At 66.0% G+C, this 21,468-nt stretch carries 20 protein-coding genes; 6 read left to right on the top strand and 14 right to left on the bottom strand.

Annotated elements, in window-relative coordinates; translation table 11 throughout:
- The 3 genes from QOL79_RS15105 (at position 1) to QOL79_RS15095 (ending at position 4,274) form a co-directional block, all read left to right on the top strand.
- Positions 1–1,173, top strand: a complete 1,173-nt coding sequence (locus QOL79_RS15105) for a BaiN/RdsA family NAD(P)/FAD-dependent oxidoreductase (RefSeq protein WP_058457295.1) — start codon at positions 1–3, stop codon at positions 1,171–1,173.
- A gap of 67 nt (positions 1,174–1,240) precedes the next feature.
- On the top strand, positions 1,241–3,103 hold the full coding sequence (locus QOL79_RS15100; RefSeq protein ID WP_058457296.1) for a DEAD/DEAH box helicase: 1,863 nt from the start codon (positions 1,241–1,243) through the stop codon (positions 3,101–3,103).
- 184 nt (positions 3,104–3,287) lie between these two features.
- Positions 3,288–4,274 (top strand): quinone oxidoreductase family protein, encoded by a 987-nt coding sequence (locus QOL79_RS15095; RefSeq protein ID WP_058457297.1) that lies wholly within the window; start codon positions 3,288–3,290, stop codon positions 4,272–4,274.
- Between the two features lie 28 nt (positions 4,275–4,302).
- Here QOL79_RS15095 and fghA read toward each other — a convergent pair whose 3' ends face one another.
- Positions 4,303–5,151, bottom strand: coding sequence for an S-formylglutathione hydrolase (gene fghA, locus QOL79_RS15090; protein WP_058457298.1), 849 nt, complete (start codon positions 5,149–5,151; stop codon positions 4,303–4,305).
- Positions 5,152–5,224: 73 nt separating this feature from the next.
- On the opposite strand from fghA, the gene QOL79_RS15085 reads away from it, so the two are divergent.
- The gene (locus QOL79_RS15085) at positions 5,225–6,358 is read left to right on the top strand and encodes a serine hydrolase domain-containing protein (RefSeq protein ID WP_058457299.1); all 1,134 of its coding nucleotides are present in this window, start codon (positions 5,225–5,227) and stop codon (positions 6,356–6,358) included.
- On the opposite strand, the gene QOL79_RS15080 is transcribed toward QOL79_RS15085, so the two are convergent.
- The 4 genes from QOL79_RS15080 to QOL79_RS15065 all read right to left on the bottom strand — a co-directional run bounded on the left by QOL79_RS15080 (position 6,355) and on the right by QOL79_RS15065 (position 9,401).
- Complete coding sequence (locus tag QOL79_RS15080) at positions 6,355–6,852, bottom strand: prolyl-tRNA synthetase associated domain-containing protein (protein WP_058457323.1); 498 nt, start codon at positions 6,850–6,852, stop codon at positions 6,355–6,357. The genes QOL79_RS15085 and QOL79_RS15080 overlap by 4 nt on opposite strands.
- Before the next feature lie 5 nt (positions 6,853–6,857).
- The gene (locus QOL79_RS15075; RefSeq protein WP_058457300.1) at positions 6,858–7,235 is read right to left on the bottom strand and encodes a VOC family protein; all 378 of its coding nucleotides are present in this window, start codon (positions 7,233–7,235) and stop codon (positions 6,858–6,860) included.
- Positions 7,236–7,285: 50 nt separating this feature from the next.
- On the bottom strand, positions 7,286–8,146 hold the full coding sequence (gene purU / locus QOL79_RS15070) for a formyltetrahydrofolate deformylase (protein ID WP_058457301.1): 861 nt from the start codon (positions 8,144–8,146) through the stop codon (positions 7,286–7,288).
- Between the two features lie 142 nt (positions 8,147–8,288).
- On the bottom strand, positions 8,289–9,401 hold the full coding sequence (locus QOL79_RS15065; protein ID WP_058457302.1) for an S-(hydroxymethyl)glutathione dehydrogenase/class III alcohol dehydrogenase: 1,113 nt from the start codon (positions 9,399–9,401) through the stop codon (positions 8,289–8,291).
- A gap of 438 nt (positions 9,402–9,839) precedes the next feature.
- Here QOL79_RS15065 and QOL79_RS15060 point away from each other — a divergent pair, with 438 nt between their 5' ends.
- A complete protein-coding gene (locus QOL79_RS15060) occupies positions 9,840–10,052 on the top strand; it encodes a type 2 periplasmic-binding domain-containing protein (protein ID WP_058457303.1) in 213 nt (70 codons plus the stop codon).
- A 7-nt stretch (positions 10,053–10,059) separates the two neighbouring features.
- On the opposite strand, the gene QOL79_RS15055 is transcribed toward QOL79_RS15060, so the two are convergent.
- From QOL79_RS15055 to QOL79_RS15020, 8 genes are all read right to left on the bottom strand, one after another.
- Entirely contained in the window at positions 10,060–10,347 is a 288-nt protein-coding gene (locus QOL79_RS15055; RefSeq protein WP_058457304.1) for a hypothetical protein, read from the bottom strand.
- 142 nt (positions 10,348–10,489) lie between these two features.
- The gene (locus QOL79_RS15050) at positions 10,490–11,869 is read right to left on the bottom strand and encodes an L-serine ammonia-lyase (protein WP_058457305.1); all 1,380 of its coding nucleotides are present in this window, start codon (positions 11,867–11,869) and stop codon (positions 10,490–10,492) included.
- 169 nt (positions 11,870–12,038) lie between these two features.
- Positions 12,039–12,653 carry a superoxide dismutase gene (locus QOL79_RS15045; RefSeq protein ID WP_058457306.1) on the bottom strand — a complete coding sequence of 205 codons (615 nt, stop codon included), beginning with the start codon at positions 12,651–12,653 and terminating at the stop codon, positions 12,039–12,041.
- A 227-nt stretch (positions 12,654–12,880) separates the two neighbouring features.
- On the bottom strand, positions 12,881–14,449 hold the full coding sequence (locus QOL79_RS15040) for a cisplatin damage response ATP-dependent DNA ligase (protein WP_058457307.1): 1,569 nt from the start codon (positions 14,447–14,449) through the stop codon (positions 12,881–12,883).
- Entirely contained in the window at positions 14,446–15,459 is a 1,014-nt protein-coding gene (locus QOL79_RS15035) for a ligase-associated DNA damage response exonuclease (RefSeq protein ID WP_058457308.1), read from the bottom strand. The genes QOL79_RS15040 and QOL79_RS15035 overlap by 4 nt, the downstream gene beginning before the upstream one ends.
- Positions 15,459–16,886, bottom strand: coding sequence for a UdgX family uracil-DNA binding protein (locus QOL79_RS15030; RefSeq protein WP_058457309.1), 1,428 nt, complete (start codon positions 16,884–16,886; stop codon positions 15,459–15,461). The genes QOL79_RS15035 and QOL79_RS15030 overlap by 1 nt, the downstream gene beginning before the upstream one ends.
- The gene (locus tag QOL79_RS15025; protein WP_058457310.1) at positions 16,883–18,133 is read right to left on the bottom strand and encodes a putative DNA modification/repair radical SAM protein; all 1,251 of its coding nucleotides are present in this window, start codon (positions 18,131–18,133) and stop codon (positions 16,883–16,885) included. The genes QOL79_RS15030 and QOL79_RS15025 overlap by 4 nt, the downstream gene beginning before the upstream one ends.
- A gap of 60 nt (positions 18,134–18,193) precedes the next feature.
- A complete protein-coding gene (locus QOL79_RS15020; protein ID WP_231729180.1) occupies positions 18,194–19,669 on the bottom strand; it encodes a sensor histidine kinase in 1,476 nt (491 codons plus the stop codon).
- Positions 19,670–19,939: 270 nt separating this feature from the next.
- Here QOL79_RS15020 and QOL79_RS15015 point away from each other — a divergent pair, with 270 nt between their 5' ends.
- On the top strand, positions 19,940–20,734 hold the full coding sequence (locus tag QOL79_RS15015) for a response regulator (RefSeq protein WP_058457312.1): 795 nt from the start codon (positions 19,940–19,942) through the stop codon (positions 20,732–20,734).
- A gap of 113 nt (positions 20,735–20,847) precedes the next feature.
- Here the strand turns inward: QOL79_RS15015 and QOL79_RS15010 are convergent, their stop codons facing one another.
- Positions 20,848–21,402 (bottom strand): sigma-70 family RNA polymerase sigma factor, encoded by a 555-nt coding sequence (locus QOL79_RS15010; RefSeq protein ID WP_156416633.1) that lies wholly within the window; start codon positions 21,400–21,402, stop codon positions 20,848–20,850.
- Positions 21,403–21,468 lie beyond the last annotated feature (66 nt).

Genomic DNA, 21,468 nt, shown 5'->3' with positions numbered 1-21,468 from the left:
ATGACAACTTACGACGCCATCGTGCTGGGTGCCGGCGCGGCCGGACTGATGTGCGCGGCGGTCGCTGGCGCACGCGGACGGCGCGTTCTGCTGCTCGACCATGCCGATCAGGTGGGGAAGAAGATCCTCATCTCGGGCGGCGGCCGCTGCAACTTCACCAACATCCACACCGCGCCCGACCGGTTCCTTTCGGCGAACCCGCATTTCGCCAAGTCAGCGCTCGCGCGCTACACCCCTGCCGATTTCATCGCGCTCGTCGAGCGCCACGGCATCGCCTATCATGAAAAGACGCTCGGCCAGCTTTTCTGCGACGGTTCGGCGAAACAGATCGTCGCGATGCTGCTCGAGGAATGCGCCAAAGCCGGTGTCGAGGTCCGCACCGGTCAGCCGGTGAGCGACGTCGCCCATGCCGACGGCAAATTCGCCGTCCGCTTTGGCGAACAGAATTTCACGGCCGCATCTCTCGTCATTGCCACGGGCGGCCCGTCGATCCCGAAGATGGGCGCAACCGGCTTCGCCTATGATCTCGCGCGCCAGTTCGGCCTGAAGGTCGTCGAACCGCTTCCCGCGCTGGTTCCATTGACGCTCGGCGGCGACGATGTCCTGTTCCGCGAGCTGTCGGGCATCGCCGCGCCGGTCGAAGCGCGTGCAGGCAAGACGGCCTTCCGCGAGGCGGCGCTCTTCACGCACAAGGGCCTGTCGGGCCCTGCGATCCTGCAGATCAGCAGCTATAGGCGTCATGGCGAGTCGGTGACGATCGACTTCCTTCCCGACGCGCCCCCGGGCTGGCTGCTCGATGCCAAGCGCGCCCGCCCGCGCAGCACGCTCCGAACCGCGCTTGGCGCCGCGCTGCCCGATCGTCTCGCCGAAACGCTGGCCGAACGCCTTGCGCTTCCCGGCGAACTTGCCGCGCAAACCGACCGCAAGCTCACCGATGCCGAGGCGAAACTTGCGCGCTGGACCTTCCACCCCAACGGCACCGAAGGCTTCGCGAAGGCCGAGGTTACCGTGGGGGGAATCTCGACCGCAAACCTGTCCTCGCAAACAATGATGGCCAAAACCGTCCCGAACCTCTATGCGGTCGGCGAAGCCGTAGATGTCACAGGGTGGTTAGGCGGCTATAATTTTCAATGGGCCTGGGCGAGCGGACACGCTGCCGGACAGGTGATTTAAGCCCATTGAGCCCCTTTTCCGTCGGCTCGTCACCGCACCGGTGACCGCCCATATTGTTGAGATATAAATGCCTTTCGAAAATCTTTCCTCCGTCCTTTCGGACGCCCTTGTCGCGCGCGGATACGAAGCGCTCACCCCCGTCCAGACCCAGGTCACCGAATCCGAAGCGAAGGGCCGCGACCTCCTCGTTTCGGCGCAGACCGGCTCGGGCAAGACCGTCGCCTTCGGCCTCGCAATGGCCGACGAGCTGATCGAGGACGGTCGGCTGCCCTTCGCGACCTCGCCGCTCGCGTTGATCGTCGCGCCGACGCGCGAACTCGCGCTGCAGGTCAGCCGCGAACTCGGCTGGCTCTATGCCAAGGCGGGAGCGCGCATCGCGACCTGCGTCGGCGGCATGGACGCCAGCAAGGAACGCCGTGCGCTCGGTCAGGGCGTGCAGATCGTCGTCGGCACGCCCGGACGCCTGCGCGACCATCTCGAACGCGGCGCGCTCGACCTCAGCGCGCTCCGCGTCGCGATCCTCGACGAGGCCGACGAAATGCTCGACATGGGCTTTCGCGACGACCTTGAGGAAATCCTCGATGGCACCCCCGAAACGCGCCGCACCTTGCTGTTCTCGGCGACGCTCCCGAAGCCGATCGTCCAGCTCGCCAAGCGGTATCAGCGCGATGCGCTGCGCATCTCGACCGTCGGTGAAGACCGCGGCCATGGCGACATCGCCTATCAGGCGGTGACCGTCGCCCCCGCCGACATCGAGGGCGCGGTCGTCAACCTGCTCCGCCTCCACGATGCCGAAACCGCGATGCTGTTCTGCGCGACGCGCGACAATGTCCGCCGCCTGCACGCCAGCCTGGTCGAGCGCGGCTTCTCCGCGGTTGCCCTGTCGGGCGAGCATAGCCAGAACGAACGCAACCAGGCGCTGCAGGCGCTGCGCGACCGCCGCGCCAAGGTCTGCGTCGCGACCGACGTCGCCGCGCGCGGTATCGACCTGCCGACGCTGAGTCTCGTCATCCACGTCGAAATCCCGCGCGACGCCGAAGCGCTCCAGCACCGTTCGGGCCGCACCGGCCGCGCAGGCAAAAAGGGCACCGCGGTCATCATCGTCCCCTATCCGCGCCGCCGCCGCGTCGACGGCATGCTGCGCGGTGCGCGCATCAACGCCGAGTGGATGGACGCGCCGACCGCCGCCGACGTGCGCCAGCGCGATCAGGAACGGCTGATGGAGAAGCTGCTGACGCCCGTCGAGCATGAGCCCGAGGATATCGAACTGGCGCAGCGCCTGATGGCCGAGCGCACGCCCGAGGATATCGCCGCCTCGCTCGTCCAGGCGCATCGCGCGCTGATGCCACCGCCCGAGGACCTGCTCGACAACGGCTCGCGCGGCCGCGACGGTGCCGGCCGCCCCGAACGTGGCGAGCGCTTCGAGCGTCCGGACCGCGGCAGCGCCGACCGCCGCGAAGGCTTCGAGGACGCCGTGTGGTTCCGCCTCAATATCGGCCGCCACCAGAATGCCGACCCGCGCTGGATCCTCCCCCTGCTCTGCCGCCGCGGCCATGTGAGCAAGAACGAGATCGGCGCGATCCGCATCGGTCCCAAGGAAACGATGTTCAACATCCCGCGCGCCATTGCCGACCGCTTCGCCGAAGCCGTCACGCGCACTGCAAATCAGGACGGCGAGGACGACAGCGGTGTGTCGATCACCCCCGCGCCCGACGGCCCGACCTATCCGCCGCGCCGCGACAAGAGCCCGCGCGACAAGGGTCCGCGCGACGGCGCTCCGCGCAGCACACTTGGCCGCGCGCCCGGCGGCGACCGCAGCTTCAGCGACCGCGCCGGCCCGCGTGGACCGCGCGGTCCCGGTGGGCCTGGCGGCAACGATCGCTACAAACCCAAGCCCTACGGCCAGCGCAGCCCGCGCCGTTCGAAATAGCCGTCATTGCGACCCCGGCGAAAGCCGGGGGAAGCAAACCAGAGCGGCCCTGCACCGCCCTGGATTGCCGCGTCGCCCCGGATCAGGTCCGGGACTCCTCGCAATGACGGGATAAGTGGCCGAACCGCCCTTGCACTCCCCGCTCCGGCTCGCCAGATGGACCGGACAGCAGGAGAGACGCGCCATGCAAGCGATCGAGGCCTTTATCGAAAGCCAGGGCGGCCCCGAGGTCATCGATTGGCGTGAGGTCACGCTGGGCGATCCGGAACCCGGCCAGGTGCTGGTGCGGCAGACCGCGGTCGGGCTCAACTATATCGACATCTACCATCGCAACGGGACCTATCCGGTCGAGCTGCCCGGCGGGCTCGGCGTCGAAGCCGCGGGCGAGGTGATCGCGGTCGGCGCCGACGTTCACGGGCTCAAACCCGGCGACCGCGTCGCGACCTTCGGACCGCAGCGCAACGCCTACGCCAGCGCGCGGCTCGTTCCCGCCGCCTCGCTGTTCAAGCTCCCCGCGACGATCGACGACGAGACCGCGGCGGCGGCGCTGCTCAAGGCCGCGACCGTCGAAGCGCTCGTCGAACGCTGCGCCAAGGTCGAGGCCGGCTGGCCCGTCCTCGTTCATGCCGCGGCCGGCGGGGTGGGGCTGATCCTCGTGCAATGGCTGAAGGCGATCGGCGCGACCGTCATCGGGACGGTCAGCACCGAAGTCAAGGAACATGCCGCGCGCGAAGCCGGCGCCGACCATGTCATCCGATACAAGACCGACGACGTCGCCGCGCACGTCCGCGAGATCACCGACGGCCAGGGCGTGCCCGTCACCTTCGACGGGATCGGCATGGCGACCTGGGCAACTTCGCTCAAGGCCACGGCGCGGCGCGGGCTGATCGTCAGCTATGGCAATGCCGGCGGGGCGGTGACGGGGGTCAACCTCGGCGTCCTGGCGCAACACGGCTCGCAATTCGTCACCCGCCCGACCTTGTTCGATTATTATCTCCATCCCGGCGAGCGCGCCGCCGGCGCGGCGCGCGTGTTCGAGATGGTCGAAAGCGGCGCGGTGAAAATCACGGTCGGGCAGCGCTATTCGCTGCAGGATGCCGCGCACGCGCACGCCGATCTCGAAGCCGGGCGCACGACCGGGTCGAGCCTGCTGATTCCGGAACACATTTAAATTCCCTCCCGCTTGCGGGATGGGTGTTTCACGCCTTCAACCGCTCCGCGTGCCACGCGACATGCTCGGCCATGAAGGTCGAGATGAAATAATAGCTGTGGTCGTACCCCGGCTGCATCCGGATTTCGGCCTTCTGCCCGTTGCGCTCGCACGCCTCGACGAGCAGTTCGGTCTTCAGCTGTTCGACAAGGAAATTGTCGGCCTCGCCCTGATCGACGAGCAGGTCGGGAACGCGCAGCCCCTGATCGAGCAGCGCGCACGCGTCATAGGCATGCCAGTCCTCGCGGTCGTCGCCCAGATAGCCGCCGAGCGCCTTCTCGCCCCACGGGCATTGCGACGGCGCAGCGATCGGCGAGAAGGCCGACACCGAGCGGAAGCGGTCCTGGTTGCGCAGCCCGATCGTCAGCGCGCCGTGGCCGCCCATCGAATGGCCGGTGATCGCCTGCCGCGTCAGATCGGCGCTGGCGAAATTGCGGAGCACCAGCGACGGCAGTTCGTCCTCGATGTACGACCGCATCCGGTAATTCTTCGCCCAGGGCTCCTCGGTCGCATCGACATAAAAGCCGGCCCCGAGCCCGAAGTCATAGGCTTCGTCGGGATCGTCGGGCACGCCTTCGCCGCGCGGGCTGGTATCGGGGGCGATGAAGATCGCCCCATGCTCGGCGCAGGCGGCGCGATACTCGCCCTTCTCCATCACATTGGCGTGCGTGCAGGTCAGCCCCGACAGATACCACAGCACCGGCAGCTTGGCGCCGGGCGCATGATCGGGCACGAAGACCGCAAAGATCATGTCGGTGCCGGTGACGGTGCTCGCGTGCTTGTACACGCCCTGCGTGCCGCCATGGCTGCGATTGGTGGAGAGGGTTTCGATGGGCATGGGGTCGTCCTGCTTGTGTTTCCACCCTGCTAGGGCATGCTCGCGCCAATTTCAAAAGGGGAGCGCGTGCCGGATGTTCGATACTGCCATTCACGGACGATGTCAGGACCGCTTCGCCGCCGTACGCCTCGGCATGGCGGCGAGCCTTGCCAGCGGCGCCGATGTCGGCCTTTCCTTCTGTGCGACGATCGGGGGCGAGACGGTCGTCGACCTGTGGGGCGGATACGCCGACGAGGCGAAGACGCGGCCATGGCAGGCCGACACGATCGTCAACGTCTATTCGACAACCAAGACGATGACCGCGCTCACCGCGCTGCTCGTCGCCGACCGCGGCGACCTCGATTTCGCGGCGCCCGTCGCGCGCTACTGGCCCGAGTTCGCTGCCAATGGCAAAGCCGACGTCACCGTCGCGCAGTTGATGAGCCACAGCGCGGGCCTGTCGGGCTGGGATACACCTCTGACGACCGAGGATTTCTACGACTGGGACAAAGTGACCACGTTGCTGGCCGGGCAGGCGCCCTGGTGGCGGCCGGGCAGCGCGCCGGGATATCACGCGATCACCCAGGGCTACCTCGTCGGCGAGGTCGTGCGTCGCATCACGGGCAAGTCGCTCAGCACGGTTTTTCGCGAGGAGATCGCCGAACCGCTCGGCGCCGATTTCCACATCGGCCTGCCCGCATCGGAGGATCACCGCGTCGCCGACCTGATCGCGCCCCCCGAAACGATCAGCGCCTTCACAACCGACATCCAGCGCAAGACCTTCACCAACCCCGGCGTCGACGTATCGGCGACGCGCACGCGGGCCTGGCGCGGTGCCGAGATTCCCGCCGCGGGGGGCACCGGCAATGCACGCAGCGTCGCCGAGATCCACGCGTTGCTCGCCAATGGCGGCGTTGCAAAGGGCAAGCGCCTGCTCTCGGAAGCGGGCTGCCGCAGGGCGCTCGAGCTGCAGAGTGCCGGCACCGACATGATTCTCGGCATTCCGATCCGCTATGGCATGGGCTTCGGCCTGCCGAGCGAACTCGTGCCGCTTCCCAACCCCAACACGATTTACTGGGGCGGCTACGGCGGATCGCTGATCATCATCGACATGGATGCCCGCGCGACCTTCAGTTACGTCATGAACAAGATGAACAGCGGGCTGACCGGCGATCCGCGTTCCTTCACGCTGATCGGCGCGATGTGGATGGCGATGGCGGCCGGCTAAGCCTGCATCGGGATCGGCGCCACCAGCGGCGCGTGTCCCCAGTGCCGCAGCAGGTCGAGGATCGCCGCGCCCGACAAACCGAGCGTGCCGGTGTTGCGCAGCGGATGGACGTTCACCGTCTCAGCGGCCGCCAGCGTCTCGTCGAGCACGACCGTAATGCTGTCCGGTTCGGCATTGATAGCGGCGAGCGGCGTGACCGACCCCGGCGCGATGCCGAGCAAGCGCGCCATATCCTCGGCCTTGCCGAAGCTCATGCGCTTGCTGCCGATCGCGGCGGGCAAGGCCTTGAGGTCGACGCGCGCCTCCGAGGGCACGGTGACGAGCCAGAATGCGCCGCCATTATCCTTCAGAAACAGGTTCTTCGTATGCGCGCCCGGTATCGCGGCATTCACCGCATCGCTCTCGGCGACGGTGAACACCGCGACATGCTCATAGGCTGCGAAGGGGATTGCGAGCGCATTCAAATCGTCCAGCAATCCCGCTTCGCCACGCATCGCGATCACATGCGCTTGAGCGCACAGATCTTGTTGCCGGCGGGGTCGCGCAGATAGGCCAGATACATGCTGCCCATTTCGCTGGTGCGGATACCCGGCGGATCTTCGCAGGTCTTGCCGCCATTCGCGACGCCTGCCGCGTGCCAGGCGTCGCCCTGTTCGGGCGATTCGACCGCGAAGCCGATCGTGCCGCCATTGGCATGGCACGCGGGCTCGCCATTGATCGGCACCGAAACGCCGAAGATGCCAGTCTTGCTCATATAGAACAGCCGGCCCTTTGGATCGATGACGCCTTCCGGCCCACCCAGCGCTGCGAAAAGCGCATCATAGAATTTCTTGGATGCGGCGATGTCGTTGGACCCCACCATGACGTGACTGAACATTTTTCTCTCCCTTTACGTTGCGAATCGATACTGAAACTGTGCCAGCCTCGTCAGCGAAATACCACCGTCTTGCGGCCATCGATCAGCACGCGCTGTTCGGCAACCCAACGCACCGCGCGCGCCAGCACCTGCGCCTCGACGTCGCGGCCGATACGGATCAGTTCGTCGACCCCGTCGCGATGGTCGACGCGCTCGACCGCCTGCTCGATGATCGGCCCCTCGTCGAGGTCGCTCGTCACGAAATGCGCGGTCGCGCCGATCAGCTTCACCCCGCGCTCCTGCGCGCGGTGATAGGGCTTCGCGCCCTTGAAGCCCGGCAGGAAGCTGTGGTGGATGTTGATGCAGCGTCCGGCGAGCGTCGCCGACAGATCCTGCGACAACACCTGCATATAGCGCGCGAGCACCAGATATTCGGCGCCGCCGCGCGCCATGACGTCGAGGATCGCCGCTTCCTGATCGGCACGGTTCGCGTCGCTGACGGGCAGATAATGGAAGGGCACGCCGTGCCATTCGGAAAGGCGGCGCAGATGTTCGTGGTTCGATACCACGGCGACGATGTCGATCGCGAGGTTGCCGGTCGACCAGCGGTGGAGCAGGTCGTTGAGACAGTGGCTGCCCTGCGATACCGCGATCACGAAGCGCGGCTTGACCGCGGCGTCGCTGATCCGCGCGTCCATGCCGAAGCGATCGACGATCGGCGCGAAGGCTTCCTGCACGCCCGCAAAGGCGGCCGGAAAACGCGGCCCCGCACCGCGGAACTCGACGCGCATGAAGAAGCGCCCCGAATCGAGGTCGGCATATTGCTGGCTGTCGAGGATGAAGCCGTCGCGCTCCGCGAGCAGCCCCGTCACCGCGGCGACGATGCCCACCGCATCGACACAGCTGAAGGTCAGGACATAAGGTCCGGTCAAAACATGCGCTCCCTTCGCTCAATAATGCCGTGTGCCCCCGCGAAGGCGGGGGTCCATCATCCGCCCGTGCCATTTGGTACCATTCCGAGATGGGTCCCCGCCTTCGCGGGGACATACCAGCTTATGGCCGCTTCGGCGCGCTTCAATAAACCACCACGCTGCGGATGCTTTCCCCCGCATGCATCAGGTCGAACCCCTTGTTGATATCCTCCAGCCCCATGACATGCGTGATCATCGGGTCGATCTCGATCTTGCCCTGCATATACATGTCGACGATCTTCGGCACGTCGGTGCGGCCCTTGGCGCCGCCGAAGGCAGTGCCGCGCCAGTTGCGCCCGGTGACGAGCTGGAACGGGCGCGTCGCGATTTCCTTGCCCGCCTCGGCGACCCCGATGATGATCGAGGTGCCCCAGCCGCGGTGGCAGGCTTCGAGCGCGGTCCGCATCACCTCGGTATTGCCGGTGGCGTCGAACGTATAGTCGGCGCCGCCGTCGGTCAGCTGGACGATCGCGGCGACCGTGTCCTCGCGGCTCATGCCCCGGGTGTTGAGGAAGTCGGTCATGCCGAACTTGCGGCCCCATGCCTCGCGGTCGGGATTGATGTCGACGCCGATGATCTTGTTGGCGCCCGCAAGCCGCGCGCCCTGGATCACATTGAGCCCGATGCCGCCGAGGCCGAACACAACGACATTGTCGCCGACCTGCACCTTCGCGGTGTTGATAACCGCCCCGACGCCGGTCGTCACGCCGCAACCGATATAGCAGCTCGACTGGAACGGCGCGTCCTCGCGGATCTTCGCGACCGCAATCTCGGGCAGCACCGTGAAGTTCGAAAAGGTCGAGCAGCCCATATAATGGAAGATCGGCTGGCCCTTGTACGAAAAGCGCGTCGTGCCGTCGGGCATCAGCCCCTTGCCTTGGGTGGCGCGGATCGCGGTGCAGAGGTTGGTCTTGCCCGAAAGGCAGCTTTTGCACTGGCGGCATTCGGGGGTGTAGAGCGGGATCACATGGTCGCCGGGGACGACGCTCGTCACGCCCGCGCCGACCTCGCGCACCACGCCCGCACCCTCATGCCCCAGCACGCTCGGGAAGATGCCCTCGCTGTCGAAGCCGTCGAGCGTATAGGCGTCGGTGTGGCAGATGCCCGTTGCCATGATCTCGACCAGCACCTCGCCCGCTTTCGGGCCTTCGAGGTCGAGTTCGACGATCTCAAGCGGCTTCTTCGCTTCGAACGCAACGGCGGCGCGGGTCTTCATGGGGCGGTCTCCTTCTCGGCGCTCCCAATCAGGCAAAGCGCGCGGCAATGCAAGATGCGAGCGGCCTCCATATCTCGTCATGCTGAACTTGTTTCAGCATCCATGGCTCAGCGCTATCCGGTTAGCGCGGTGCCTGACGTTTTTCGCGCGAAGACGCGAAGATCTCGCGCCGGCGGCGAGGCGGCTTTCCTTTGCAACCGTGCGACCAGCCGTACCGTTGACAGGAAACGGGCCCTCCGGCCCACCGCGTCTTCGCGTCTTCGCGTCTTCGCGTCTTCGCGCGAAACAAAAAGGCGCAGGGCTGAAGGACAGGTCCGGCCATGGACCCTGAACCAAGTTCAGGGTGACGAGCATTGAAAAGCGGCCCACGCCAACATTCCTATTCGTGTCGTCACCCTCGAACGAGACACGTGGCTCGTTCGAATTGATCCGGGGTCCATGACGTCAGCGCCGCCGTGGATCCCGGATCAAGTCCGGGATGACGATGAAGAGGAGATCGCGCTCGTCTCGCTCCTCGACGCGCTGCGCGCGCAGGAGCAGCCGCTCTGGGCGGTCTATCCGCAGCGGCGGCATCTGCTGCCCAAGGTGCGGCTGCTGATCGACAAGCTGCGCGAGGAATTACCGGGAGCGTTGCGGCGTAAGGTAGTTTAAGTCTGCACTACAGGCCGGCGAGCTTCGCTGCGATTACGACCGTGAGAGCAAGCATGATGGCGTTGAACGCGGTGCAGAACCAAAAGAGAATTGGGTTTTCGGTTCGATGTCCCGCCAAATAGCCGACGCCCGGCGCTTCCATCGTTTCCGTGCGAAAGCCGACCCAGAGATAGCGTCCGAAGAAAGCGCCGCAAGCAAGCGCAAGAGCCACCTGCGCCGTGATGCCCAGATCATCAAACCGAATAACTGCGAGGAAAAGAAGTACGGCGAAAACCGCAAGCAACAAGTAGCGCATCGCCCAACTATGATCGACACGGTCGACTTTCGCAATCGGCCTATCTGCCTTCGTCACCCCGGGCTTGACCCGGGGTCCATGACGTCGGCGCGGCAATGGATCCCGGATCAAGTCCGGGATGACGATAGATGAGAGTTGGTAATCAACACTCCACCACACTAACCGCCAGCCCGCCTTTCGACGTTTCCTTATACTTATCCCGCATATCCCGCCCCGTCTGCAGCATCGTCGCGATCACCGTGTCGAGGCTCACCACATGCGTGCCGTCGCCGATCATCGCGATGCGGCTGGCGTCGATCGCCTTGATCGCGCCCATCGCGTTGCGTTCGATGCACGGGATCTGCACGAGGCCGCCGATCGGGTCGCAGGTGAGGCCGAGGTTGTGCTCCATGCCGATCTCGGCGGCATTTTCGACCTGCGCGTTGGTGCCGCCCAGCGCCGCGGTCAGCCCCGCCGCCGCCATCGAGCAGGCGACCCCGACCTCGCCCTGGCAGCCGACCTCGGCGCCCGAGATGCTGGCGTTGCGTTTGTAGAGCGCGCCGACCGCGCCCGCGGCGAGCAGGAAGGTGCGGACGCCTGCATCATCGCCGCGATAGCCGCGGCGGTAGAAGCGGATCACCGCGGGGATGATTCCCGCCGCGCCATTCGTGGGTGCGGTGACGACCTTGCCGCCCGCGGCGTTCTCTTCATTCACCGCCATCGCCCACAGGTTGATCCAGTCCATCATCGCGAGCGGGTCGATCAGATTGGTTTCGTGGCGGTTGCGGATGTCGGCGGAGATCTGCGGCGCGCGGCGCTTGACCTTAAGGCCCCCCGGCAAAATTCCGGTGCTGCAACAGCCCGATTCAATCGACGCATCCATCGCGCTCGCGATCGCGTCGAGCCCGGCGTTCACCTCGTCAAGGCTGCGATGCACCAGCTCATTCTCGAGCATCATCTCGGCAAAGCTCTTGCCCGACGCCGCGCCCATGGCGAGCAGGTCAGCGCCCGAGGTGAAGGCGAAGGGCAATTCGACCTCGTCCTCGGCGCCGCGGCTGTTGCGCCCCGCCTCGTCCTCGTCGACGACGAAGCCGCCGCCGATCGAGAAATACATGCGCTTCGCCAATATCTCGCCCTCGCCATCGCGCGCGGTGAAGCTCACGGCGTTGCTGTGAAACGGCTGGCGCTGGCGCATCTGGAAATGCAGGTCGCGCTTGGGTTGGAAGCGGACGCGCTGGCGGCCGAGTAGATAGAGGAAACCCTCGCTCTCCGCCCGGTCCCAATGCGCCTTGATCGCGGCGAGGCTGGTCGATGCGGGGATCTCGCCCGCGAGCCCCGCGACGATCGCGGTGTCGGCGGCGTGGCCCTTCCCCGTCAGCGCGAGCGAGCCGTAGAGATCGGCCTCGACATGCGCGGTTTTCGTCAGCAGCCCAGCCTCTTCGAGCCAGACGGTGAAGCGCCGCGCGGCGACCATCGGCCCGACGGTATGCGAGCTGGAGGGACCGACACCGATTTTGAAGAGTTCGAACAGGCTGATCGTCATGGCGGCGCCTATAGGCGAGGAGACAGCGTGACGATAGCGGCCAAAGCTGCCGCCAAAAATCTGTGTTCCCCCGCGAAGGCGGGGGCCCATCATCGGTCCGCGCTATTTGGAGCCCACAGGAGATGGGTCCCCGCCTTCGCGGGGACACACGATCTTCTTCATGGGCAAATTACGCCGGATAGGTCCAGGTCGTCTCGCGCGCGAGATTCTCAGCCGCGAAGTCCCAGTTGAGCAGCTCGTCGACCACCGCGTCGACATAGGCCGGGCGCAGGTTCTTGCGATCGATGTAATAGGCATGTTCCCACACGTCGATCACCAGCAGCGGCTTGATCCCCGCCGTCAGTTCGGTGCCCGCATCGTGCGTGTCGGTGACCGACAGCTTGCCGTCCTTGGCGACCAGCCACGCCCAGCCCGACGCGAAATGGTTGACCGAGGTGTCCTTGAGCTTCTTCTTGAGATCGTCCAGCGAGCCAAAATCGCGCTCGATCGCAGCGGCAAGATCGCCGGCGGGCGCAGTCTTGGTCGGGCTCAGGCTTTCCCAATAAAAGGCATGGTTCCACGCCTGCGCCGAATTGTTGAACAGGCCCTTGTTGCCCGATCCTTCGGCGTGGTGGACGATTTCCTCGAGGCTCTTGTCAGCCAGTTCGGTGCCTTCGATCGCGGCGTTGGTCTTGTCGACATAGGCCTTGTGATGCTTGCCATGGTGCGTCGCCAGCGTGTCGGCCGAGATATGCGGCTCGAGCGCGTCGAGAGCATAGGGGAGAGGAGGATGGGCGATCGTCATGGCAGTCTCCATTTGTTTTGGGGTCTTTGCGGCCTTTAACTCGGTATCGCGGGTGTGGGTTGCAAGGATGTGACGGGGAATTTTTCTCCGTCCGACCGACGGCTTTACCATCCTCGTCAGTTCGAGCCGACGTCTCCACCTTCGTCATCCCGGACTTGATCCGGGATCCATGCTTCCAGCGCCGCAATAGATCCCGGATCAAGTCCGGGATGACGAGACAGGGCAAGTTAAGTCACCATCGCCTGCAGCGTTGCGATCCGGTCGGCCTCCTCCGCAGGCTTGTCGCGCCGGATGCGCGAAATGCGCGGGAAGCGCATTGCGAGCCCCGACTTGTGGCGCTTCGACGTGTGGATCGAATCGAACGCGACTTCGAGCACCAGCGACTTCTCGACCTCGCGCACCGGCCCGAAGCGGTTCAGCGTGTTGTCGCGCACGAACTTGTCGAGCCACTTCAATTCCTCGTCGGTGAAGCCCGAATAGGCCTTGCCCACGGGTAGCAATTCGCCCGCGTCGGACCAGCAGCCGAAGGTATAGTCCGAATAGAAACTCGCGCGGCGGCCGTTGCCCCTTTGGGCGTACATCATCACGCAATCGGCAGTGAGCGGGTCGCGTTTCCATTTGTACCAGAGGCCAGCGCGGCGCCCGGCGACATAGGGCGCATCGCGGCGCTTGAGCATCACGCCTTCGATCGCGGCATCGCGCGCGCCGGCGCGGCGCTCGGCGAGATCGTCGAAATCGGTCGCGTCGATCACCTGCGACAGGTCGAAATGGCTGGCGGCAAGCCGGGGGACAAAGGCTTCCAACTGCCGCCGCCGTTCGGTCCACGCGAGGGCGCGCAGATCATTGCCGTCAACCGCGAGCAAGTCGTAGACGCGCACGAAGGCCGGATAGTCGGCGAGCATTTTCTTCGACACGACTTTCCGCCCCAGCCTTTGCTGCAAGGCGTTGAAGCTCGCCGCTTCGCCACCCTGAACCTCGCCGCGCACGAGCAATTCGCCGTCGATCACCGCATCCTGATCGAAGGCCGCGACCAGTTCGGGGAAAGCGCCGCTGATCTCCTCGCCGCCACGGCTGTAGATCCGCGTCTCGCCGCCACCATGGACGATCTGGACGCGGATGCCGTCCCATTTCCACTCGGCGGCATAGTCGGCAAGATCGACGCTCTCTTCCTCCAATGGATGCGCGAGCATGAAGGGGCGGAAGAAGGCGACGTCGGCAAGGTCGGGTCGCTCCGCCCTGCCCTCGCCCCACGCGAACAGCGGCGCATAGGGCGGCGGGATCGCGTGCCACAGCTCCTCGACATCGTCGACGGGCACATCGAACGCCTGCGCGAACGCCTGCTTCGCAAGCCGCGCCGACACCCCGACACGCATTCCGCCGAGCGCGAGCTTGAGCAACGCATAACGCCCGTCGGCGTCGAGCCGGTCGAGCAGCGACGCGACCACTGCGGGCGCGTCGCTGCGGCTGGTCGCAGCCAGCGCATCGACCGCATCCGACACGCTGAGATCTGCCTTCTTCCCCGACGCTTCCGGCCACAGCAGCGCCGCAGTCTCAGCCGTATCGCCGACGAAATGCCGCGACAGGCGGAACAATTCCTCGTCAACGCGGGTCGCGAGCAGGGTCCGCACCGTCCCCGCCTTCACCGCCGGAAAGTCCAGGCTCTCGGTCAGCGCCGCGATCGCCCAGCCGCGGTCGGGATCGGGCGTGTGGCGCAGGTAATCGACGATCAGCGCGAGCTTCGAATTGCGCGAGCGCGTGTAGATCAGCCGGTCGATCAGGGCCGCGAAGCGCTTCACGCCTCCTCCTCCAGATCGCGCCCGACCAGGTGCAGCGCGCGCGCCTTGCGCTGCGTCAGCTCGCACCAGCGCAGCAGCCCGTCCTCGCTGCCATGGGTGATCCAGCTTTCCTTCGGGTTCACCTCGCTTATCGTCGTCGTCAGTTCGTCCCAGTCGGCATGGTCCGAGATCACCAGCGGCAGTTCGACCATCCGCTGCCGCGCGCGTTGGCGCACGCGCATCCAGCCCGACGCCATCGCGGTCACCGGGTCGGGCAGCCGCCGCGACCAGCGATCATTGAGCGCCGAGGGCGGTGCTAGGACGATCTGCCCCGCCATCTCGGCCTTGTCGGTTTCCGAAACGAGCCGCAGTTCGCCAAGATCGACGCCATGCACCGCATAAAGCTGGCACATCTTTTCAAGCGCGCCGTGGATATAGATCGGCGCATCCCATCCCGCGCCGCGCAGCTCGGTGATCACCCGCTGCGCCTTGCCGAGCGCATAGGCGCCGACGAGCACCGAGCGCTCGGGCTCGGCGCGCACCGCGCCGATCAGCTTGGCGATCTCGTCGGAGGTCGGCGGATGGCGAAACACCGGCAAGCCGAAGGTCGCCTCGGTAACGAAGATATCGCATGGCACCACCTCGAACGGCGCGCAGGTCGGGTCGGCGCGGCGCTTGTAGTCGCCGGTAACGACGATCCGCTCGCCCTGATACTCCATCAAAATTTGCGCGCTGCCGAGCACATGTCCCGCCGGGTGGAAGCTGAAACGCACCCCGCCGCGCTCGAACCCGTCGCCATAGGCAAAGGCGGCGTTATTGCTCGCCTCGGCATCGACGCCGTAACGCAGCGCCATGATCGCGAGCGTTTCGGGGGTCGCAAACACCGCGCCATGCCCGCTGCGCGCATGGTCGGCATGGCCGTGCGTTACCGCCGCGCGCGGGGCGGGGCGCGAGGGGTCGATCCACAGGTCGGCGGGCTTGACATGGATTCCGCTCGGGTGCGGCTCGATCCAGGTCCTGGTCTTCGCCATCAGGCGGCGAGTTTCCGGGCGAGCGCAAGGTCGGCGACGAACAGCGCGCGCTCCTTCGCGGCTCGCTCGCGGTCAGGCAAGCGCAGCAGGAAGGACGGATGGATCGTCGCGATCAATTTCGTGCCCCCCTCCAGCTCGTGTACCGCGCCGCGCATCGACGTGATGCTCGCGCTCTTGCCCGTCACCCCGCGTAGCGCGCTGGCGCCCAGCGTAACGATCAGGTCGGGCTGCACCAGCGCGCGCTCCTTGTCGAGCCACCAGCGGCAGATGTCGATTTCTCCCGTCGTCGGGTTCTGGTGAAGCCGCCTTTTGCCGCGCGGCTCGAACTTGAAATGCTTGACCGCGTTGGTGAGGAATAGCCGTGTCCGGTCGAGCCCCGCCTCTTCGAGCGCCTCGTTCAGCACCTGCCCCGCCGGCCCGACGAACGGCCGCCCCTGCAGATCCTCCTGATCGCCCGGCTGTTCGCCGACGAGCATGATCCGCGCGCGCTCGGGCCCCTCGCCCGCCACGCCTTGCGTCGCGTTGCAATAGAGCGGGCAGCGCGTGCAGCGATCCACCGCGCGCGCGACGTCCGCCAGCGTCTTCACATCGTCATCGAGGAGCAAGTCTTCGGGCACGCGCGTCCGCCATTTGTCGGTCAAGGGGTTCGCCATGGAAACGGCCGCTTCGCGCATGCGTTCCACCCGTGCCTCGGCGCCCGCGAGCAAGGGCGCGATATCCTGCGCCTCGGGCAGGTTCTTCCAATATTTCTTCGGCATCTCGGCGCGCATCGCGTCGATCTTCACCCGCGCGGGGTTGAAGATCGCGCCATAATAAGTCCGCCACTGATCCTCGACCAGGTCGCTGTCGGGCACCTCGTCCTTCGTCCCGCCGGGGCCGTAGTTCAGCGTTTCGTCCTGCCAGATCGCGCGCGCATCGGGCGTCACGATCGCCCAGTCCATGCCGTAGAAGCGCCGCTGGAAGAAGGGCGCGGTCAGCCGCAGGATGCGGTGCGTCGGCTCGAACCACGCCGCGAAACTTTCGCGCCCCGCCTCCTCGCCGAGCCGGCGGAAGCGCACGAAGGCGTGCATCTTGTGGACGTCGCGGCGGATCGCCTTGTCCGCTTTGCGCAGCCAGTCGATTTCGGAATCGGTCGTTCGCGCGAGCAACTGCCGGTCGCGCGCCGCGCGCCAGATGATGCGGTAGAGCCGCGCGGCCGTTTCCGGGTCGCGATGGCAGATGACGCGCTCGGCGATTTCAAGCAATTCGCGCGGCAGCGACACCGCGCCCGCTGGCGCCACCACTGCCTCATCGCCGAACAGCGACGCGCCTTCGGCGCTACCGCGCCAGCTTACGTCGTCGGGCGCAATGCCGCTCGCAAGCAAACCTCTTGCCGCGCTCCGCCACTCGGCGAAGTCGCCGGGCTCTTTCAGGACCACTTCCCTCACAGCGCGAGCGCCAGCTGCTCCGCGGGCGGCGCGAAGCGGGCGCGGAGGTCGGCGCTGTCGGTGAGCTTGCCCGGCCGCCAGTCGGGCGTCACGATGAAGGGCAGGACCTTCTTCACCGATGCAGTCAGCTTAGCGAGATCGCCGAGCCTGAGCTTGCCCAGCCGCCGCGCAGCGACGATGCGGTCGACGGCGCGCGTCCCCAGCCCCGGCACGCGCAGCAACAATTCGCGCGGCGCGCGGTTGATATCGACCGGAAACGCTTCGCGCCGCTGGAGCGCCCACGCGAGCTTGGGATCGATCGCGAGATCGAGCATTCCCCCGCGCGCACCTTCCATGATTTCGGCGCGCTCGAAACCATAAAAGCGCAGCAACCAGTCGGCCTGATAGAGCCGGTGCTCGCGCATCAGCGGCGGGCGGACGGGCGGCAGGTCTTGGCTGGCATCGGGGATCGGGCTGTACGCCGAATAATAGACGCGGCGAAGCTGGTATCCCGAATAGAGGTTCGTCGCGGTCTTGAGGATATCGTCGTCGCGCGCCGCGTCCGCGCCGACGATCATTTGCGTCGACTGACCCGCGGGCGCGAAGCGCGGCGGCTTCGCCTTGCCGATCAGCCGGCTCTTCGCCGCCTCGATCGCCGCGTCCGCGCCGACGCGCACCGATGCCATCGTCTTGCGGATCGTCTCGGGCTTTTTCTCGGGCGCGAAGCTCGACAGGCCCTCCTCGGTCGGGAGCTCGACATTGGTCGAGAGGCGATCGGCATAGAGCCCCGCCAGCGCGATCAGGCCGGGATCGGCGCCCGCGATCGTCTTCAGATGGATGTAGCCGCCAAAGCGATGCTCCTCGCGCAGGATGCGCGCGACCTCGACAAGCTGCTCCATCGTATAATCTTCGGACCGGATGATCCCCGACGACAGAAACAGTCCTTCGATATAGTTGCGCTTGTAAAAATCGAGCGTCAGCCGGACGACCTCCTGCGGGCTGAAGCGCGCGCGCTCGACATTGCTCGACGCGCGGTTGATGCAGAAACGGCAGTCGTAGATACAGAAATTGGTCAGCAGGATCTTGAGCAGCGAAATGCACCGCCCGTCGGGCGCGTAACTGTGGCAAATACCCATGCCCTCGGTCGACCCGATAGCTTTCGTGCCGACCGAATCGCGCCTCACGGTCCCCGACGACGCGCAGGACGCATCATATTTCGCCGCATCGGCCAGCACCGCCAGCTTTTCTAGAATCGGTTTCGCGGACATGGCCCATGCCTAGCATGAGAACATAGAAAGAACAAATCGATCGGGTCGCGCTTGTCGCGCTTATGCTTCGCGCCAACGTGCGGGCAAGGTGATGTCGACGACCAGCCCGTCCGGTTTCCAGTCGCGCTCAATCGTGCCGCCCAGATTATTCTTCACGCTGCGCTCCATCAGCAGCGTGCCGAAGCTGGTCCGTTCGGGCTCGGCGACCGTCAGCGCGCCGCCGCTTTCGGCCCAGGTCAGGTGGAACAGGCGCGGGTCGCTGCCTTCGGGATCCTGCGACCAGTTCACGTCGACCTGCCCGTCGGCGCCGGTCAGCGCACCATGCTTCACCGCATTGGTCGCAAGTTCGTTGAACAGCAGGGCCATCGCGACAAGGGCATTTTCGGGCAGCAGCAGGTCCGGGCCCGACCAGCGGATGCGCGGAAAGCTTGCCTCGACCTCGCGCAGCAGCGCGTGCATCGACCCGGTCATGAAATTGGCGCCGAGCAGTACATTCTGCGCGCGGTTGAGCGCGTCGAGGCGGCTGCTGATCCGTTCGACATAATCGTCGACATCGCGCGCGGCGTGGCGGCTCAGCGAGATGATGGCGCCGACCGTCGCGAACAGGTTGCGCATCCGGTGGTGCAGTTCGCGCATCAGCAGCGTGGCATTTTCCTGCCGGCTCTTCTGTTCGGTGATATCGATGCAAACGCCGGTCAGGATCGCATCGTCGTCGCGCACGTCCCAGTCGCCGCGGATCCCCAGCCAGCGGACCCCGCGCTCGGGATGATCGATGCGATGCTCGACCGAATAGGAGGTGCCGCTCGCCACCGCCTCGTTGATCGCAACCTCGACGCGCGCGCGATCCTCGGCATGAATGCGTGCGAACACGCCCTCACGGTTGGTGAGTGCCGAGGCATAGTCGGCGCCCCAGAGTTCGGCGACGGCCCCGCGCCAGGTGACCGCATCGGCCCGCGCATCGTATCGCCAGCTTGCGATGCCTGAGAAATCGAGCGCGCGCTCCAGCGTCCGGCGGGCGTCGTCGCGCTCGACGACGATACGGCGCAGATCGGCCTCGGCCATGATGATCGCGGCGAAGTCCTCGAGCCGTTCCATCTCGCGAAGATCGAGGGTCGCCCGCACCTTGCGGTCGATCACGCACAGCGTCCCGAGTACCATGCCGTTGTACGCGCGAAGCGGCACCCCGGCATAGAAGCGGATGTACGGCTCGCCGGTTACCAGCGGATTGTCGACGAAGCGCGGGTCGGCCGCGGTGTCGGTCACAACGAGCGGTGCGTCGCCGGCGATGACATATTGGCAGAAACTGATGTCGCGCGGCGTTTCGCTGACCGTCAGCCCATGCGCGGACTTGAACCATTGGCGGCAATCGTCGACCAGCGTGACAAGCGCGATCGGCGCATCGAACAGGTCCGCGACGAGCTTCGTCACACGGTCGAAAGCCGCCTCGGGGGCGGTATCCATCAATCGGTATTCGCGAAGGGTTTCCAGCCGCCACGCCTCGCGCGTCACCGCGTCGCCTTCGCCGCCGTCCGCCAAGATCCGCCCCTCCGTTGCTTGCGGAGCCATCGTACCGGCACTGGCCCCAGGCTGCTCTGCCATAGAAAAGGGTTCCCAAAAAGCGCGGTTACGACACTGCGGAGAAAATAGAGCAATTCCTACCGCTTACACGCAAATATCATCACGGCTCGGCAGACTCTACGCATTCCCGACCGACAAGTTGCAGCAAGAAGGGACGCTTTTCGTATCGCACAAGCGGAACCCGTCGGCGCGGCGAAGCGTATTCCTACGATTGGAGGGAGCATTGATATGACGCTGGGAGACGAAATCCGCGGGCACCTGCCCTTTCTGCGCCGCTACGCGCGCGCACTTACGGGCAGCCAGCAACATGGCGACAATTTCGTGCATACGACGCTCGAAGTCATCGTCGCCGCTCCCGACGAGTTCCGCGTCTCGGATGACACGCGCATCGACCTCTACCGCAATTTCCACCGCATCTGGGAAAGCGCCTTCATCGAGGATGGCGAGGGCAGCGACGAGGGCGAGAACCCCCTCGTTCGCGCCGCCAACCGCCGCCTCGCGCGCATCACCCCACTCAGCCGCCAGATGCTGCTGCTGACCGCACTCGAAGGCTTTTCGGTCGAGGAGACCGCGGCGATCACCGGCGCCGACAGTGCGATGGTCGAAACCCTGCTCGCCGAGGCGGTGGACGAGGTCGACCGCGAGGCACGCACATCGGTGCTGATCATCGAAGACGAGCCGCTGATCGCGATGGACCTCGAACAGATCGTCCGCGACCTCGGCCACGAGGTCGCGGGTGTCGCGACGACGCATGAGGATGCGGTCGCGGCGTTCGAAAACAGCGACGCGGGGCTCGTCCTCGCCGACATCCAGCTCGCCGACGGATCGTCGGGGATCGATGCGGTGCAGGATATTTTGGCGATCGCGCCGGTGCCGGCGATCTTCATCACCGCCTTTCCCGAAAAGCTGCTCACCGGCCACCGTGTCGAGCCGACCTTTTTAATTTCGAAACCCTTCGGCCGGAACACCGTCCGCGCCGCGATCAGCCAGAGCCTGCTATTTACGCCGCAACTGGCGGCCTAGGGACAGAACCCATTAATTCCGCTCCTGCGGGCATTCGGATAGCGGCCGCCAACTGTTGGCCGCGTTCGCTCCACTCCCCGAAGCCGCCCTCACGGTTCGGGGTGCTCAGCGCCTCAGTCCGGCGAAGGCCCGCCGCCGGTCAGCTGGTCGATATCGCTCATGATGGACGCGAAGGCTTCGCTCGGCGCCAGCGGGTCGTCGCTGCGCAGCGGCATGTCCCCGCCCTCCAGGATCGCGTGGAGCGCCGTGCGCGCACGCGACACGCGGCTCTTCATCGTCCCCACCGCGCAGCCGCAAATCTCCGCGCCTTCCTCATAGGACAGCTGCCCCGCGCCGATCAGGATCAGCGCCTCGCGCTGGTCGACCGGCAGCAGCAACAATGCACGCTGCACGTCGGCCAGATGCAGGCTGTCGTTCTGGTCGTCGGGCGCGACGAGCAGGCGCTCGGCGGCAAGCTCGTCATAGTCGGCGGTGAATTTCTTCCGCCGCATCTGCGACAGGAAACAGTTGCGCAGGATCACGAAGGCCCAGCTCTTCATGCTCGACGGCCCCGGGATATAGCTGGCGCGCGCCTTCCACGCCTTCAGCATCGTCTCCTGCACTAGGTCGTCGGCGAGGTCGGCGTTCCCCGTCAGGCTGCGGCCGAAGGCGCGCAGATGCGGGAGCATAGCTGCCAGCTCGCGCTTGAAGCTGGCATCATCGAGGGGGCTGGGCGTAACGTCGCTGATAACAGG

This window comes from Sphingopyxis sp. Geo48 (assembly GCF_949769155.1).
GTDB lineage: Bacteria > Pseudomonadota > Alphaproteobacteria > Sphingomonadales > Sphingomonadaceae > Sphingopyxis.
This window is presented reverse-complemented; position numbering and strand designations above follow the sequence as displayed.